Genomic DNA, 17091 nt, shown 5'->3' on the forward strand with positions numbered 1-17091 from the left:
AGCGTCATCGCTCTGCCACTAAATTCATTCCATACACCCATACAGGCGTGCGCGCAGGCTTTGTGCCTAGGCGGCGTGTTGGGCTACACCCTAATAACAACAGTTCTCCACAAGAGGAGGGGACGTGATGCTCAAGGCCGTTCACGTCTTGCAGGGCGACTTTCTTACCCAGACTGCCGCCGAGTTTTTCCCCGTCATCAGCGCCAATTACGACGTCGACGAGGCAAGCTATCTCTCCGAGCTGCTCCAGCTCGCCGACCCCGGTGAGACCGGCATCGAGGCTACCCGCCAGGATGCCCGCACCTTGATCGAACAGGTGCGTAGCCGGGACAACGCCGTCGATACCCTCGACGCACTTCTTCGTCAGTACAGCCTCGATACCCAGGAAGGGCTCATGCTCATGTGCCTGGCCGAGGCTTTGCTGCGCGTGCCCGACGCGGCCACCGCCGACGCGCTGATCCGCGACAAGCTGAACGCCGCCGAATGGGAACGCCACCTCGGCCAGAGCGACAACGTGCTGGTCAACTTCGCCGCCTGGGGCCTGGTGATGACCGGTAAAGTGGTCGACCCGGACAGCGCCGACGGCCGTCCAAAGAACGTCATCGGCCGCCTGATCCAGCGCTCCGGCGAGCCGGTGATCCGCGCCGCGATGAACCAGGCGATGAAGCTGATGGGCAAGCAGTTCGTGCTTGGCCGCACCATCGGCGAGGCACTGAAGAACGGCCGACCGTGCCGTGAACAGGGCTACACCTATTCCTTCGATATGCTCGGCGAAGCGGCGTTGACCGTCGAAGACGCCGAGAAATACATGGCGGACTATCGCCAGGCCATCGCCACCGTCGGCAAGGAGCCGCAGGTCGGCACAGGGCCGAAGCCGTCGATTTCCATCAAGCTTTCCGCGCTGCACCCGCGCTACGAAGTGGCCCAGCGCGAACGCGTGCTCAGCGAACTGTTCGCCAGCGTGCGCGACCTGGCCAGCCAGGCGCGGGCGCTGGACGTCGGCATCACCATCGATGCCGAAGAGGCGGACCGCCTGGAGCTGTCGCTGGAACTGTTCGAGAAACTGCTGCGCGACCCGGCCCTCGCCGGCTGGGGCGAGCTGGGTCTGGTGGTGCAGGCCTATTCCAAGCGTTGCCTGCCGGTGCTGATGTGGCTGACCCTGCTCGGTAAGGAACTCGGCACCCGCATTCCGCTGCGCCTGGTCAAGGGCGCCTACTGGGACAGCGAGATCAAGCAATGCCAGGTCCAGGGCTTGCACGGCTACCCGGTGTTCACCCGCAAGGAAGGCACCGACACGTCTTACCTGGCCTGCGCCCGCTACCTGTTGTCGGAGCCGACCCGCGGGGTCATCTACCCGCAGTTCGCCAGCCACAACGCGCACACCGTCGCCTGCATCCTGGCCATGGCCGGCGAAGCGGCCGAGCCGCGCGAGTTCGAGTTCCAGCGCCTGCACGGCATGGGCGATGCCCTGTACGACACGGTGATCGAGCGCTATCGCAAGAACGTGCGCATCTACGCTCCGGTCGGCGCCCACAAGGACCTGCTGCCCTACCTGGTGCGGCGTCTGCTGGAGAACGGCGCCAACTCGTCGTTCGTGCACCAGTTGGTCGACCCGCGGGTGCCGGTGGCGTCCCTGATCGATCATCCGGTGACGCAACTGCGCAAGTTCAAAAACCTCGCCAATGACAGAATCCCCCTCCCGCCAGCCCTGTACGGCAGCGCGCGGAAAAATTCCCAGGGCCTCAACATGAATATCCAGAACCAGTGGAACGAACTGGCACGCGCCTACGAACCCCATCTGAGCCACCAGTGGCGGGCCGCGCCGGTGATCGGCGGCCAGAAGCTCGCCGGCCAGACCGTGGATGTGCGCTGCCCCTACGACCTGGAGAAGATCGTCGGCCACGCCCAGTTCGCCACCGCCGAGCAGGCCAAGCAGGCGCTGGACGGCCTGGCCGGCGCCTGGCCGCGCTGGAATGCCACCCCGATCGAGCAGCGCGCCGCCATTCTCGAGCGCCTGGCCGACCTGCTCGAAGCCAACCGCGCCGAGCTGATGGCCCTGTGCACCCTGGAAGCCGGCAAGTCCCTGCAGGATGGCATCGATGAAGTTCGCGAAGCCGTCGACTTTTGCCGCTACTACGCCCAGCAGGCGCGCCTGCGCCTGGGCCGTGAAGAATTGAAAGGCCCTACCGGCGAGCGCAACGAACTGTTCCACGAAGGCCGCGGCATCTTCGCCTGCATCAGCCCGTGGAACTTCCCGCTGGCCATCTACCTGGGCCAGATCAGCGCCGCGCTGGTCGCCGGCAACTGCGTGCTGGCCAAGCCGGCCGAGCAGACCAGCCTGATCGCCGCCCGTGCCCTGGAGCTGATGTTCGACGCCGGCCTGCCGCAGGACGTGATCGCCTTCCTGCCGGGCGATGGCGCCACCCTCGGCGGCGTGTTCTGCCGCGACGCCCGCCTCGCCGGAGTGTGCTTCACCGGTTCCACCGAGGTGGCGCGGCTCATCAACCGCCAGTTGGCCGACAAGCCGGGCCCGATTGCCACTCTGATCGCCGAAACCGGTGGCCAGAACGCCATGATCGTCGACTCCACCGCGCTGCCTGAGCAGGTGATCAAGGATGCCGTGGCCTCCGCCTTCACCAGCGCCGGCCAGCGCTGCTCGGCGCTGCGTGTGCTCTATGTGCAGCGCGACATCGCCGAGCGGGTGATCGACCTGCTCAAGGGCGCCATGGCCGAGATCAAGGTCGGCCCGACCCATCTGCGCGAAAGCGACGTCGGCCCGGTCATCGACGCCGAAGCCCGCCAGGGCCTGCTGGCTCATATCGACAAGCTCAAGGGCGACGGCAAGCTGATCGCCGAGGCGCGCCTGCCGGAAGGGCTCAACGGCCATTTCGTCGCGCCGGTGGCCTTCGAGATCGGCGGCATCCACGAACTGGAGAAGGAGCAGTTCGGTCCGATCCTGCACGTGGTGCGCTACGACGCCGCCGATCTGGAAAAGGTGGTCGCGGCGATCAACGCCACCGGCTACGGCCTGACCCTCGGCGTGCATAGCCGCAACGAGGAAACCGCCCAGCGCATCGAGGCTCTGGCGCGGGTCGGCAACCTGTACGTCAACCGCAACCAGGTCGGCGCCGTGGTCGGCGTGCAGCCGTTCGGCGGCTGCGGCCTGTCCGGCACCGGGCCGAAGGCCGGCGGGCCGAGCTACCTGCTGCGCTTCGTCAATGAGCGCACGACATCGGTGAATACCACGGCGGTGGGCGGCAACGCCTCGCTGCTGTCCCTGGGCGAGGAGGTCTGACGCTTCGCACACGGTTTCGAGGCACTGCGGCGGGCCCAAAAGGCCCGCCCGAGCGGCCGCTGCCATCCGAGGGGGTAGCAGCGTACCGGGCGTAGCCGTCCCAACCGACGGCTACGAAAAACCACAATGAGCGGGACGCACCCCGCCAGCACTAAGAAGAGAACAACAAGATGAACGAGCAGAACCTGTACGTAGTCGGGGTGACCTTCGTGGTCTACCTGGTGGTGATGTTGGGGATCGGCATCATCGCCTACCGGCGTACCGTCAATCTCTCCGACTACATTCTCGGCGGCCGCTCCATCGGCCCGACCACTGCCGCGCTGTCCGCCGGCGCTTCGGACATGAGCGGCTGGTTGCTACTGGGCCTGCCGGGGTATGCCCTGCTGGCCGGTTTCGAAGCCACCTGGATTGCCATCGGCCTGCTGGCCGGCACCTGGCTCAACTGGCTGTTCGTCGCCCGGCGCCTACGTGTGTACTCCCACGCGGCGAAAGACTCGGTGACCCTGCCGGCCTACTTCGAGAATCGCTTCAATGACACCTCCCACGCCCTGCGCGTGGTATCGGCGATCTTCATCCTGCTGTTCTTCCTCTTCTATGCCAGCTCCGGCCTGGTGGCCGCGGGCAAGCTGTTCGAAACCGTCTTCCACATCGATTACAAGATCGCGGTCATCGTCGGCACCCTGGCCGTGGTGTCCTACACCCTGTTCGGCGGCTTCCTCGCGGTAGCCTGGACCGACGTGGTGCAGGGCCTGCTGATGGCCGCCGCCCTGGTGCTGGTACCGGTGTTTGCGCTGAACGCCGTCGGCGGCATCGATGCCGCCAGCGTCGCAATGACCACCAAGAACCCGGAGTTGTTGACCTTCTTCAACGATGCCAAGGGCCAGCCGCTGGGCATCATCGCCATTCTTTCGCTGCTCGGCTGGGGCCTCGGCTACTTCGGTCAGCCGCACATCCTGGCGCGCTTCAAGGCGATCAAGGACGACAAGGACATGCCCACCGCTCGCCGCATCGCAGTGAGCTGGACTGCCGTGACCCTGTTCGCCGCCCTGGCCATCGGCTGGATCGCCATCGGCTACCTGGAAACCGACCTGGCCGACGCCGAGACCGTGTTCATGGTGCTGGTCAACAGCCTGTTCCACCCGGTGGTCGCCGGCATCCTGATGGCCGCCGTGCTGGCCGCGATCATGTCCACCGCCGACTCGCAACTGCTGGTCAGCTCCTCCGCCCTGGCCGAGGACTTCTACAAGGCGATCCTGAAGAAGGACGCAGGCGGTCCCGAGCTGGTCTGGATCGGCCGTGGCGCCGTGGTGGTGATCTCCGTCATCGCCCTGATCTTCGCCCTCAACCCGGAAAGCACCGTGCTGGGCCTGGTGTCCTACGCCTGGGCCGGCTTCGGCGCGGCCTTCGGCCCGGCGATCATCCTCTCGCTGTTCTGGAAGCGCATGAATCGCCAGGGCGCGCTGGCCGGGATTCTGGTCGGCGGTATCACCGTCGTCGTCTGGAAACTGCTGGCGGGCCTGACTTCCAAGGGCAGAGACGTGCTGGAGTCCGACTTCGCACGCATGATCTGGGACCTGGCCTCCGGCATGAGCCATGCGTTTTCGCTCTACGAGATCATCCCCGGCTTCATCCTTGCCACCCTGGCCATCGTCGTCGTCAGCCTGCTGACCGCCGAGCCGAACGCCAAGATCCAGGCCACCTTCGACGACGTCGCCCGCAAGCTGGCCTGATAACGCGCACCAACGGCGCGCGGCCGGTCGTCCGCACGCTGCCAGCCCCACGGAGACTCTCCCGTGCGGGCTCCCACGCAACGACCCGATAGTGCTTCGCCGGCCTCCAGGGGCCGGCTTTTTTTGGTCCGCACTTTCTCGTAGGAGACAGCCTTGATGCCGGGCTGGCGCACCCTTGTTGGGCTTCGCTGCGCTCAACCGCAACCTACGGGACGTGCGGGTGTAGGTTGGGTTGAGGCACGAAGCCCAGCAAGCGGCCTGTCGATCAACCTTGAAGCTCCTGACTTGAAGAACCAGCCTCCCTGGCACGCGCCTCCACCCCTGTGCCGGCCGCCAGCTTTGCTCCGCTGCGCTAGAACTCGCTGTGCCCACACCGGTCACCTGAAGGGAATCGAGCAATAAAACGGGGCCAGCCAGCGCCCCGTCGGGACCTGTATTCCGACCCAGCAAAGAGGTGGATTTACCATGCATACACCGAATCAGAGCACTACCGGTCCAGACGGCCAGAGCCACGGCGGCCGAGCGATGGACGAGCTGCAAGACAAGGCGCATCAGGCCACCGAGCAGGCCAGGACTCAAGGCAGAGCCAAGGTGGACGAGTATCGCCAGAGTGGAGCCGGCGAGCTGGAAAACGCCGCCGAGGGTGCCCGTGCCGCTGCCGCCGAACTTGATCGCCGGGGCGATGCCTTGCTTTCCCAGTATGTGACGGATGCCGCCAACGGCCTGTCGCGGCTGGCCGATACGCTGCGCGGCAAGAGCGCCGACGAGTTGCTGCAACAGGCCAGCCGGCTGGCCCGCGACAACCCCACGCTGTTCATCGCCGGTAGCATCGCCGCCGGTTTCGGCCTGGCCCGTTTCGCCCGGGCCACGTCCCACCGCGACAATGACGCGTCCCGCGACGAGGACACCGTGACCCCGGCCAGCCTGCGTCCATCCAGCGGCAGCCGGGACCGACGCCCCGGCGCGTCGGCATACGCGTCGGCCACCGCGGATTTCTCCAATGCCTCCAGCCACCTGTCTGGCCTGGGCGATGCAAGCATCCCGAAAGGAGGGCACCACTGATGAGTCAGCCACACTCGCACACGCTCAATCAGGACTTCCCGCAACAGAACCGCACCGCCGAAACCGACCGGAACTCGGTGCCTTCGCTGCTGCGCCAACTGGGCAGGGAGGTGCCCCTGCTGTTCACCAAGGAACTGGCGTTGGCCAAGACCGAAGTCAGCGAATCCATCCGTGCCACCAAGGCCGGCGTTGCCAGCATCGCCAGCGGCGGTGCCGTGGTGCTGGCCGGCTTCATCATCCTGCTGCAGGCGGCGGTCTATGGCCTGGCCCTGGTGGTGCAGCCGTGGGTCGCTGCGCTGATCGTCGGCGGCATCGTGATGCTGATCGGCGTGGTCATGCTGCAGGCCGGCAAGAAGAAGCTCGAACCCTCGGCGTTCACGCCAGACCGCACCGTGCGTTCGCTGCGCAAGGACCAGCAAGCCATCAGGGTGAAAAGCCAATGAGCACGCAAAGCCGAATCGCCGAAGAGGCGCAAAAAAGCCCGGAAACCCTAGAGCGGGAAATCGACCAGCAGCGCGAGTCCATCAGCAGCATCGTGCATGCCCTGGAGAACAAGCTGTCGCCCGGCGAGCTGCTCGACCGCGCGCTGCATTTCGCCAAGGGCAATGGCGGGGAGTTCTTCGGCAACCTGGGCAACACCGTCAAGGCCAACCCGGTGCCGACCCTGCTGACCGTGGTGGGGCTGACCTGGATGATGTCCGGCCAGCATCGCGCCGTGTCGACGACCAGCCACGGCAGCCTGCGCGACAGCGCGGAAGGGGCCAAGCAGCGCTTGAAGGACAAGGCCGGACACTTGCGCGACGAGCTGGGTTCCACACGCCAGCGCGTGAGCGATTCGACCCATCAGGCGGCCGACCGCCTTCGCCATCAGGGCGAGCGCGCCCGGGAGGCATACGACCACCTGCTGACCGAGCAGCCGCTGGCCCTGGGTGCCATCGGCATCGCCCTCGGGGCGCTGCTCGGCGCCTCGCTGCCGCCGACCACGCAGGAGGACCGGCTGCTGGGCGAAACCAGCGACCGTTTGACCGGCAAGGCCAAGCGCATGGCCGAGGAGGGTTACGACCAGATCAGCCAGGCCAGCGCGGACATCGGCCGCGAGATGAGCGAGCGGCTGCAGCCCAACGGCAGGTCCCAGCAGGCCACCAGGCCGATCTAGTGGCGCGCCGAACCGCCTGGGGCCACCAGGCGGTTCGTCACGTTGCGCCGCTCGTCGCTCTATATCGCTTGCCTGGCGAATGTGCGAGGGCACTGCGCCGTGCCCCGTTGCGGGTGCTGCTTCGCGGCCCGTATTCGCGCGTTCTGTCATTCAAGCGCACGTATGAAAAAAGCTGTGCTTTCGGCCTTGGCCCTGCCTTCTATCTGAATACCTGCCCATACCTGGGCGCTCTCAGGAAGGTGAAATGAAAGGCCGGAACCATCTGCAACTGGTGGCGCAATATCAGCAGCATCGCCCGGTGATCCATGGCTTGATCGAATCGATGATGAGCAGCGTCAGCAGCCAGCGACTGCTCGAAGATCATGCCGCGCAGCAGACCGCCGTCGAACGGCTGAGCGAGGCCTATCCCTTCGTCGAACTGATCTACAGCCTCGACGACAAGGCCATCCAGCGCATGGACTCGGCCTACAGCCCGACCGTCAGCCAGCGTGCCCGCCGCTCCTTCGGCCGTGGCGCCGACCGCAGCCATCGGCCCTATGTGGTGGCCGCCCGCAGCTGCGCCAACCGCATCGTGGTCACCGATCCCTATCTGTCCTGCGCCACACAGCAACTGGCGATTTCCGCGGTGCAGCACTTCGTCGACGAGCAGGGCGAGGACCAGGGCTATCTGGTGATCAACTTCAACCTGCAGCGGCTGGTGGCCTACCTGAACGGCGACCAGATGCGCTCGCGGGTACATCCGTACTTCCAGACCATCTATGGCGTCATTGGCGTGCTGCTGGTGCTGGTATCGGTGCTGCTGCTGTATTCGTCGGTGGAGTCGCTGTTGAAGATCTTCACCCATGCCGAGAACATCGCCACCCACGCCTTCGGCATCGTTATCCTGATCACCCTGGGCATGGCGATCTTCGACCTGGGCAAGACCATCATCGAGGAAGAGGTGTTGCTGGATAAGGACATCCACCACCACGACTCGACCCGCCGCACCATCACCCGCTTCATGTCGGCCATCGTCATCGCAGTATCCATCGAGGCGCTGCTGCTGATGTTCAAGAGCCTGCTCGGCGCGGGTTCGACGCAACTGATCAGCGCCGTGTGGATGCTGATGGCGGCGGTGGCGTTGCTGGGTGGGTTGGGGCTGTATCTGAAGCTGAGCCGGGAGGTGGAAGGCTGAGCGGCGAGTGGCTCACAGAAGCAGGATCGCCGCCTTTGCCGTGACGGCATTTGTCGCTAACCTGCCGCGCCTTCCCACCTGTGCTCTTGCCCATGAATAGACTCGGTTTCCTGCTTTGCGCGGTTGCCCTTGGCGTTGCCGCGCCCGCCGTTGCCCAGCAGGGCGAGGCGGCCTTGTCGTCGCTCGCGGTGGAAAACGTCGGCGTGACGCTGTTCTATCCAGCGCAGTCGAGCGAGGTGTTGCCCGGTGTGCACCCGGATGCCGCGCAAGCCGACGACTCGGGCATTTACCTGGCCCGGCCGCTGCGGGTTCGCTTGCTCGGCGAAGCCGGCCCCTGGTTCACCATCGATTGCAACTCCGGCGGCAGTTGGGACCCGAGCTGTAGCGTTCTGCAGGAGGGCGCGGGCGAGTACCGGACCCTGGCCACCATCCCCGGCCTGCGTTTCACCTTTCCCGGCGATGGCGATATCTACGCCGAGGGCCATAACAACACGATGTTCAACGTGCGCCGGCATTATCGCTGGCGGGATGGGCGCTTCGAGGAAGTGGCGCAGCCCTATCGCTATGTCGGCCTGGAGACGCATACCCGCGCGGCGCTGAAGGTCTATGCCGCGAGGGACATGCGGGAGGTCGTCGCGGTCTTGCCCAAGGGTGCGGCACTGACGGTCCTGCTCAACGAGCAGGACGACTATCTGGTCAAGCTGGCGTACGGCGTGCTGGGCTGGGTGCGCATTTACGTCAGCCCCAACCCGGAGTGGGTCGGCGAAGACTACGAGGGCGAACTGTCGCCGATCGAGGGCCTGTATTACGCCGGCGACTGAGGCTCAGTCGACGGCAATCACCTCGGCGGACCAGCGCCTGGCCGCGCCTCTGGCGATGATCAGGCGATCGCCATCGCCGGGGGCGGCGGCGATCGAGCTGCCATCCGCATCCCATAGCGCACTGCGCCCGGCTGACTGCCAGCCGCCGGTCGGGCCGCCATGGTTGGCCATCAGCACCGTCATGCGATGCTCGGCGGCGTAGCCGGCGAGCAGGGCGCTATCGTTGGCGTAGCCGTTCACCGAAATCAGTACCCCGGCGGCGTAGATGTCGGCGCCGAGGGCGGCGGCTTCCTGGGGGTGGCTCGGCTGGTTGAAATCGGCGCAGATCGCCAGGGCGATCTTCTGCCCGGCGATGTGCAGCAGCGGGCCGCCCTGGCCGGGGCTGAACACCTGTTCCTCGCCGCTGTGCAGGTGTTTCTTGCTGTGCACGCCAAGGCTGCCGTCCGCCCCGAGCACCAGTGCGGCGATCACCAGCTCCCGCGTATCCGCCGGGCGCAGCGGCGCGCCGACCACGGTGGTCATGCCGCAGCGCTGGGCCAGTTCGCGCAGGGGGCGCAGGCGTTCGTCATGGGCCTGGAAGGCCAGATCGCGGGCCAGGGCGGGTTCATAGCCGGTCAATGAAAGTTCTGGGAACACCAGCAGATCGACACCCCGATCGGCGGCCACCTGCATGAAGCGCAGGTGACGTGCGAGGTTGGCGTGTATGTCTCCGGCGATGGCGGTCGATTGCGCGGCGGCGATGGTGAGGTCGGTCATGGTCTGCAGGGTTGTCGAGTCGAAGGAAATTCGCGAGTGTGGCGGGTGATCGGCGCTCAGGCAATCGGCGAAATGGTACGGTGCCAATGGAGTGGTTGATGCGCCGTGCTATGTATGGCCACCGCCGCCGCGCCGATCCAGCCGAAATCGCGAACAAGGATTGCCGATGAACACCGATAAATTGCCGCAGGACTGCGCCGACATGGCGGAGATCCGTACCGAGATCGATCGCCTGGATCGTGCCGTGATCGCCCTGCTGGGCGAGCGCTTTCGCTACGTGCAGGCCGCCGCGAAGTTCAAGGCCAGCGAAGACGCCGTGCGCGCGCCGGAGCGGTTCGACGCCATGCTCAAACAGCGCCGGGTCTGGGCGCAGGAACAGGGCTTGAGCGCGGATGCCATAGAGAAGCTCTACCGCGATCTGGTCGGGCACTTCATCGAGGAAGAGATGAAACGCTGGCGGAATGTGCAGGGGTAGAGGCGCCGGGGCCTGTAACGGGCTCGTTGGGCTTCGCTGCGCTCAACCGCAACCTACGGATGTGCGGGTGTAGGTTGGGTTGAGGCTCGAAGCCCAACGAGCGATCTGTCGGGCGTCGCAGCGGCTTCGCCCCAGGCAACTGCCGCAGCCGGCTTACGGCGCTTCCACCTGGATGATTTTCAGGCTGTTGGTGCCGCCGGGGCTGTGGCGGTCTCCGCGGGTCAGCAGGATCCAGTCGCCCGGTTTGACGGCGCCGATTTCCAGCATGCGATTGATGATGGCCTGGTTGACCTGGGCCGGCGGCAGGTCGTCGTGGTCGAACGCCAGCGGCTGCACGCCCCGGTACAGGGCGGTCCGCGCCAGGCTGCGCGGGTCCGGGGAAACGGCGTAGATCGGCAGTGCGGTGCGGATGCGCGACATGATCAGCGGGGTGGCGCCGCTCTCGGTCAGGCAGACGATGGCGCTGACCCCTTGCAGGTGGTTGGCGGCATAGACCGCGGCGAGGGCGATGGTTTCGTCGCAGCGGGTGAATTGCTCGTGCAGGCGATGCCCCGAGCGCTGGGTGTCCGGATGCTTCTCAGCACCCAGGCAGACGCGCACCATGGCCTGCACCGCTTCGACCGGGTACTCGCCGGCGGCGGATTCGGCGCTGAGCATCACCGCGTCGGTGAGGTCGAGCACGGCGTTGGCGACGTCGGAGACTTCCGCGCGGGTCGGTAGCGGGCTGCTGATCATCGACTCCATCATCTGCGTGGCAGTGATCACCGCGCGATTCAGGCTGCGGGCGCGGCGGATGATGCGCTTCTGGATGCCGATCAGTTCGGCGTCGCCGATCTCCACGCCGAGGTCGCCGCGGGCCACCATCACCGCGTCGCTGGCCAGGATCAGCGCATCCAGGGTTTCGTCGTTGGCTACCGCCTCGGCGCGTTCGATCTTCGCCACCAGTCCGGCCTTGGCGCCGGCGGCCTGCAGCAGGGCGCGGGCCTCTTCCATATCGGCGGCGTCACGGGGGAAGGACACCGCCACGTAGTCGGCCTGCATTGCCGAGGCGGTGAGGATGTCGGCGCGATCCTTGTCGGTCAGCGCCGGTGCGGTCAGGCCGCCGCCGCGGCGGTTGATGCCCTTGCGGTCGGACAGCACGCCGCCATTGAGCACGCGGGTGTGTACGGCGCGGTCGCGGATATCGGTCACTTGCAGGACGATGCGGCCGTCATCCAGTAACAGCTCGTCGCCAACGCGGCAGTCGTCTACCAGTTCCGGATAGTCGATGCCGACTACCTCCTGATTGCCGGCGTCCTTCGGGTGCACGGCGGAGAGGCAGAACGACTGGCCCGGTGCCAGGCGGATCGGGCCGTTGGCGAAGCGCGAGACACGGATCTTCGGGCCTTGCAGGTCGGCCAGGATGGCCACGCAGCGGCCATGCTTGGCGGCCAGGCTGCGCACCAGCTCGGCGCGTTGCAGATGTTCTTCGGCAGAGCCGTGGGAGAAGTTCAGGCGGGCTACGTCGATGCCGGCGAGGATCAGCGCTTCGAGTTGCGACTCGCTGTTGCTGGAAGGGCCAAGGGTGGCGACGATCTTGGTACGGCGCAGGGTCATGGGGGCTTCCTGGGGTGAGGGGCCGAGGCAGCGGATGGGTCGGCCTGTAATTTTTATAAGCAACAAATTTTAAGGGCGAATCATAGGAATCATTAGAGAGCCAGGCAAACAGTTTCGTAATATAACTAAAATTTTTGGACTGGGAGCCTTGCCATGACCCTCACCACACCCCTGGCCATCGGCATGATGCGTCTGTCGGATTATCCCGAGCTGGCGTCGGCGCCGCAGTTGGCGGGCTTTATCGAACGCTGCCTGGAGCGGGGCCTGGATGTCTTCGATCACGCCGACATCTACGGCCTTGGCCAGTGCGAAACGCGCTTCGGCGAGGCTCTGCGCCTGGTGCCGCAGCTGCGTGAGCGGCTTACCCTGATCAGCAAGGCCGACATCGTGCCGGCGGCGCAGGATCGCTCGCGCTGGCGGGTCAAGCATTATCGCAGTTCGGCGGGTTATCTCACCGCTGCGGTGGAGGCCTCGCTGACGCGCCTCGGCGTGGAGCGCCTGGAAGGCTTCCTGCTGCACCGGCCCGACCCGTTGCTGGAGGTGGACGAGGTGTGCCGCGCTTTGCAGAGGCTGGTGCAGGCCGGCAAGGTGGCCTGGCTCGGGGTGTCCAATGCCGAGCCCCTGCACTGGCAGACGTTGGCGCGCGAGTTGCCGTTGAAAGTCAACCAGATCGAGCTGTCGCTGGCCGCCCAGGAGGCGGCCTGGGACGGTCAGCTCCAGGCGCTGCAAACCGCCGGCCTGCGGGTGATGGCCTGGTCGCCGCTGGCCGGCGGCGGGTTCGCACCGGCCTTGCAGAGCGCCCTCGACGAGGTGGCCAAAGCACTCGAGGCGACGCCGACCCAGGTCGCCCTGGCCTGGCTGCGCCGTCTGCCCGGCCGGCCATTGCCGGTATTCGGCAGCTTGCGCTGGGAACGCCTGGAAGAAGCCTTGGCTGGCGCCGAACTGGAGCTGGACGCACCCACCTGGTTCTACCTGGCCGAGGCAGCGCGTGGCCGGCCTGCTCCGTGAGGAGCCTGCGCGCTCCCCGTTGGGCTTCGCTGCGCTCAATTGCAACCCATGACCGTGCGAGCCCGGCGAGTTACAGGCCGGTCGTTTCGCAAGTCCAGAGCTTTTTCGGATTTTCCTTAAGTCTCGATAGGGAAAATATTCTGTTTGATCGGTCAAGAAGCTGACGTGAGCTGCCCGAGTCCAGCCAAAGTGCTGGGCTTTGTTGTGCAAATTACCTAGACATGATTCGCCTCCTACTCTGGCGGGAACTTATTCGACGCTACCGAGGAGAGCATGAACGAGCAGTGCAGGCGCTTGTTGGATGCCGCTTGGGCAAGCGCTGGTGTACGGTATCGCATGAGCCCGTCAGACCAGGAGGACCCAATGGAAGAGATCACCCGACTCGCCGCATTGCTTGGCGAGCGCCTGCTTGCCGGCCGGGCTCAGGTCGCTACCGCAGAGTCCTGCACTGGTGGCGGCATCGCCGAGGCGATCACCCGCATTGCAGGTAGCTCGGCGTGGTTCGAGGCAGGCTACGTCACTTATTCCAACCGACAGAAAACCCGGCAATTGCAGGTCCCGAGCGAGCTCTTCGAGCACGTTGGGGCGGTCAGCCAGCAGGTCGTCGAGGCCATGGCGAGGGGCGCCCAGTTGCACAGCGGCGCGCGTTTCGCCGTGGCCGTGAGCGGCATCGCCGGGCCTGACGGCGGGACGCCGGACAAGCCGGTGGGTACGGTGTGGCTGGCCTGGGCCGACGGCAATCGCCTGTTCAGCCAGCGCCATCTGTTCGAAGGCGACCGTGCGGCCGTTCGCCGACAAACGGTGGAAGTCGCTCTGGCCGGGCTGTTACGGATGAGCGGGGGAGAAATTCCTGAATGAAGGGGTAGGCGAGCGATTTGCCCTGTGCTCTAATACTGGCTACTTATACAGTTGTTATGGCCTTTCGGGCCTCTTGCTTATGTGAGGACTTCAATGGACGAGAACAAGAAGCGCGCGTTGGCGGCCGCCCTGGGCCAGATCGAGAAACAGTTCGGCAAGGGCGCGGTGATGCGCATGGGCGATCACGACCGCCAAGCCATCCCGGCCATTTCCACCGGCTCCCTGGGGCTGGATATCGCCCTGGGTATCGGCGGCCTGCCGAAAGGGCGGATCGTCGAGATCTATGGGCCGGAGTCCTCGGGTAAGACCACCCTCACCCTGTCGGTGATCGCCGAAGCCCAGAAGCAAGGTGCGACCTGTGCTTTCGTCGACGCCGAACACGCCCTCGATCCCGACTATGCCGGCAAGCTCGGCGTGAACGTCGACGACCTGCTGGTTTCCCAGCCGGATACCGGCGAGCAGGCGCTGGAAATCACCGATATGCTGGTACGTTCCAACGCCGTCGACGTGATCATTGTCGACTCCGTGGCCGCGCTGGTGCCCAAGGCTGAAATCGAAGGCGAAATGGGCGATACCCATGTGGGTCTGCAGGCTCGCCTGATGTCCCAGGCGCTGCGCAAGATCACCGGTAACATCAAGAATGCCAACTGCCTGGTGATCTTCATCAACCAGATCCGCATGAAGATCGGCGTGATGTTCGGTAACCCGGAAACCACCACCGGCGGCAACGCCCTGAAGTTCTACGCCTCTGTGCGCCTGGACATCCGCCGCACCGGTGCGGTGAAAGAGGGCGAGGAAGTGGTCGGCAGCGAGACCCGCGTGAAGGTGGTGAAGAACAAGGTTGCGCCGCCGTTCCGCCAGGCAGAGTTCCAGATCCTCTATGGCAAGGGCATCTACCGCAACGGCGAGATCATCGATCTTGGCGTGCAGCTCGGTTTGTTGGAGAAGTCCGGGGCCTGGTACAGCTACCAGGGCAACAAGATCGGTCAAGGCAAGGCCAATGCGGCCAAGTACCTGGCGGACAATCCGGAAGTCGGCAGCACCGTGGAAAAGGCCATTCGCGACAAGCTGCTGGTGGCGCCGGTCAGCGGTAAAGCCGACTCCATGGTGGATGACCTGGCTGATCTCGACGCCTGATCCCCGGCATGCCTAATGTGCTGGACAGCCCCGCCGCCGTGCGGCGGGCCGCGATGGATCTGCTGGCGCGACGCGAGCATGGGCGGGTCGAACTGACCCGCAAGCTACGCCAGCGCGGCGCCCCCTCCGAATTGATCGATGCGGCCCTCGACCGTTTGGCGGAAGAGGGGTTGCTCTGCGAATCCCGCTATCTGGAAAGCTTCGTCGCCAGCCGCGCCCGCGCCGGCTATGGGCCATTGCGCATTCGCGAAGAACTGGCCCAGCGTGGTCTGCCCCGGGAAGCCATCGAACTGGCGTTGCGCGACAGTGGCCTCGACTGGCGCGAATTGCTGGAGGACACCTGGCGGCGCAAGTTCGCCGGGCGCCAGCCGCACGATGCCCGTGAGCGTGCCAAGCAGGGTCGCTTCCTCAGCTACCGGGGCTATCCCCTGGATTTGATCGGTCGACTGTTGCGTGGAGCGGCGGCGGACGACTAGGGCGAGCGCCTACAGGGCAGATGACGAGGTGTCAGGGGCGTAGCTCCAGGCGCTATTCAAAAAAGGTCGCCGAGCGAAGGTCAGGCTGGGCTGGGAGAAGAGGCGGTGTGCGCGGCTGTAGATGAGCATGTCGGGTCCGTATTGACGCAGCGACATCGAGCCCGGCTCCACCTGTTCGTGAAGCACCGGGCAACGTTCTAGCGCTGTACAGGAGTCGGCATGGACCAGGATGTCCGGGACGAGCCCCGCCCGCCCGGCCGGAAGCCATGCTGCGTAGGCATGGCTGGCTGGGAGAGTTCAGGCCTTCTTGGCCCAGTGCTCGGACAGGTTGATGAAGTCCAGCAGCTCCCGCAGGCGTCCGTGGTCGCGGGCGTTGAAGATGAAGGACAGGCGGCTCAGATGGCAGAGCTCCGGCTCATCCTCCTCTGCTTCACAGGAGGTCTGCTGCTCGAAATCGCCGTTCAGGCAAAGGTCGGCGAAATCCGTCTGCAATTGCTGCAAGGCGGCATCGCTCAATGGATGGTGCATGCGGATCACGAAGCGATCCTTGATCCAGCGGCTGGAGTGGAAGTTGCGATAGAACTGGGCAATCTCTGCGGCGGCGTCCTCGGCGCTGTAGACCAGGCGCATCAGGTGCATGTCGCTGGAGAGGATGTAGCGGTTGTTTTCCAGCTGTTTGCGCATGAAGTCGATGGCGTCCTTCCAGAAGCTGCCGCCCGGTTCGTCCAGCAATACCACCGGCACCAACGGGCTCTTGCCGGTCTGAATCAGGGTCAGCACCTCCAATGCTTCGTCCAGGGTGCCGAAGCCGCCGGGGCAGAGTACCAAGGCGTCCGCCTCTTTAACGAAGAACAGCTTGCGCACGAAGAAGAAGTGGAACGACAACAGGTTGCCGGTGCCTTCGACTGTGGGGTTGGCGTGCTGCTCGAAGGGCAGGGTGATGTTGAATCCAAGGCTGTTTTCCAGGCCTGCGCCCTCGTGAGCGGCAGCCATGATGCCGCCTCCTGCGCCGGTGATGACCATCAGGTCGTAGCGTGCCAGGGTTGCGCCAAGCTCCTTCGCCAGCGCGTAGAGCGGGTGCTCGACAGGCGTGCGGGCGGAGCCGAACACCGTTACCTTGCGGCGTCGCTTGAACTGTTCCAGCCGGCTGAAGGCGTGCTCCATCTCGCGCAGGGTCTGTAGCATGATCTTGGCGTCCCAGCGGTTGCGGTCGGCCTGGGCCATGCGGATCACGGTGGTCAGCATTTCCCGGTAGAGCGGCAGGTTGGGGCTGGTGTCCGGAGTGCTGAGAGTGACGAGTTCGTCTATTTCGCTGCCCAGATCGATATCGCTGATCTGGAAGTGGCGGGATAGGTAGTCTTCCGGTTCGTAAGGCATTCAACTTCTCCTTGTGCGGCAGAACCTTGTGCAGCCCCGCAATGGCGAGGCCGCGGTGCGACAGGGTGGTGTCGCGGTGGTCATTTCGAGTAGTCCGTTGTCGATGCCCGGTGTGCGCTTGCCGCAAGTGACCGCGATGTTCCAAGCATCGACCCCACGTTAACCGACCA

At 65.3% G+C, this 17091-nt stretch carries 15 protein-coding genes; 12 read left to right on the forward strand and 3 right to left on the reverse strand.

Annotated elements, in window-relative coordinates; all coding sequences use genetic code 11:
• The first annotated feature begins 127 nt into the window (after positions 1-127).
• The 7 genes from putA (at position 128) to ACWKV7_RS13480 (ending at position 9238) form a co-directional block, all read left to right on the forward strand.
• Positions 128-3295: a bifunctional proline dehydrogenase/L-glutamate gamma-semialdehyde dehydrogenase PutA gene (gene putA / locus ACWKV7_RS13450; RefSeq protein WP_483858190.1), complete on the forward strand. Its 3168-nt coding sequence runs from the start codon at positions 128-130 to the stop codon at positions 3293-3295.
• A 170-nt stretch (positions 3296-3465) separates the two neighbouring features.
• Positions 3466-5025, forward strand: coding sequence for a sodium/proline symporter PutP (gene putP / locus ACWKV7_RS13455; protein WP_483858191.1), 1560 nt, complete (start codon positions 3466-3468; stop codon positions 5023-5025).
• Between the two features lie 465 nt (positions 5026-5490).
• The gene (locus ACWKV7_RS13460; protein ID WP_483858192.1) at positions 5491-6087 is read left to right on the forward strand and encodes a hypothetical protein; all 597 of its coding nucleotides are present in this window, start codon (positions 5491-5493) and stop codon (positions 6085-6087) included.
• Positions 6087-6530 carry a phage holin family protein gene (locus ACWKV7_RS13465; RefSeq protein ID WP_483858193.1) on the forward strand — a complete coding sequence of 148 codons (444 nt, stop codon included), beginning with the start codon at positions 6087-6089 and terminating at the stop codon, positions 6528-6530. Before ACWKV7_RS13460 ends, ACWKV7_RS13465 begins: the two co-directional genes overlap by 1 nt.
• Entirely contained in the window at positions 6527-7243 is a 717-nt protein-coding gene (locus tag ACWKV7_RS13470; protein WP_483858194.1) for a DUF3618 domain-containing protein, read from the forward strand. Before ACWKV7_RS13465 ends, ACWKV7_RS13470 begins: the two co-directional genes overlap by 4 nt.
• A 244-nt stretch (positions 7244-7487) precedes the next feature.
• Entirely contained in the window at positions 7488-8417 is a 930-nt protein-coding gene (locus ACWKV7_RS13475) for a PDC sensor domain-containing protein (protein WP_483858195.1), read from the forward strand.
• Between the two features lie 92 nt (positions 8418-8509).
• On the forward strand, positions 8510-9238 hold the full coding sequence (locus ACWKV7_RS13480) for a hypothetical protein (protein ID WP_483858196.1): 729 nt from the start codon (positions 8510-8512) through the stop codon (positions 9236-9238).
• Positions 9239-9241: 3 nt separating this feature from the next.
• On the opposite strand, the gene ACWKV7_RS13485 is transcribed toward ACWKV7_RS13480, so the two are convergent.
• Positions 9242-9994 (reverse strand): carbon-nitrogen hydrolase family protein, encoded by a 753-nt coding sequence (locus tag ACWKV7_RS13485; RefSeq protein ID WP_483858197.1) that lies wholly within the window; start codon positions 9992-9994, stop codon positions 9242-9244.
• A 166-nt stretch (positions 9995-10160) separates the two neighbouring features.
• Between ACWKV7_RS13485 and ACWKV7_RS13490 the strand changes: the two genes are divergently transcribed.
• A complete protein-coding gene (locus ACWKV7_RS13490; protein ID WP_483858198.1) occupies positions 10161-10469 on the forward strand; it encodes an isochorismate lyase in 309 nt (102 codons plus the stop codon).
• Between the two features lie 153 nt (positions 10470-10622).
• Here ACWKV7_RS13490 and pyk read toward each other — a convergent pair whose 3' ends face one another.
• On the reverse strand, positions 10623-12065 hold the full coding sequence (gene pyk / locus ACWKV7_RS13495) for a pyruvate kinase (protein ID WP_483858199.1): 1443 nt from the start codon (positions 12063-12065) through the stop codon (positions 10623-10625).
• 153 nt (positions 12066-12218) lie between these two features.
• Here pyk and ACWKV7_RS13500 point away from each other — a divergent pair, with 153 nt between their 5' ends.
• From ACWKV7_RS13500 to recX, 4 genes are all read left to right on the forward strand, one after another.
• Complete coding sequence (locus tag ACWKV7_RS13500; RefSeq protein ID WP_483858200.1) at positions 12219-13073, forward strand: aldo/keto reductase; 855 nt, start codon at positions 12219-12221, stop codon at positions 13071-13073.
• 363 nt (positions 13074-13436) lie between these two features.
• The gene (locus ACWKV7_RS13505) at positions 13437-13931 is read left to right on the forward strand and encodes a CinA family protein (protein ID WP_483858201.1); all 495 of its coding nucleotides are present in this window, start codon (positions 13437-13439) and stop codon (positions 13929-13931) included.
• Between the two features lie 93 nt (positions 13932-14024).
• Positions 14025-15068, forward strand: a complete 1044-nt coding sequence (gene recA / locus ACWKV7_RS13510) for a recombinase RecA (RefSeq protein WP_483858202.1) — start codon at positions 14025-14027, stop codon at positions 15066-15068.
• A gap of 8 nt (positions 15069-15076) precedes the next feature.
• The gene (gene recX, locus ACWKV7_RS13515; protein ID WP_483858203.1) at positions 15077-15544 is read left to right on the forward strand and encodes a recombination regulator RecX; all 468 of its coding nucleotides are present in this window, start codon (positions 15077-15079) and stop codon (positions 15542-15544) included.
• A gap of 297 nt (positions 15545-15841) precedes the next feature.
• Here recX and ACWKV7_RS13520 read toward each other — a convergent pair whose 3' ends face one another.
• Positions 15842-16921 (reverse strand): LOG family protein, encoded by a 1080-nt coding sequence (locus ACWKV7_RS13520; protein WP_483858204.1) that lies wholly within the window; start codon positions 16919-16921, stop codon positions 15842-15844.
• Positions 16922-17091: the final 170 nt, after the last annotated feature.

This window comes from Zestomonas ipomoeae, from assembly GCF_057128665.1.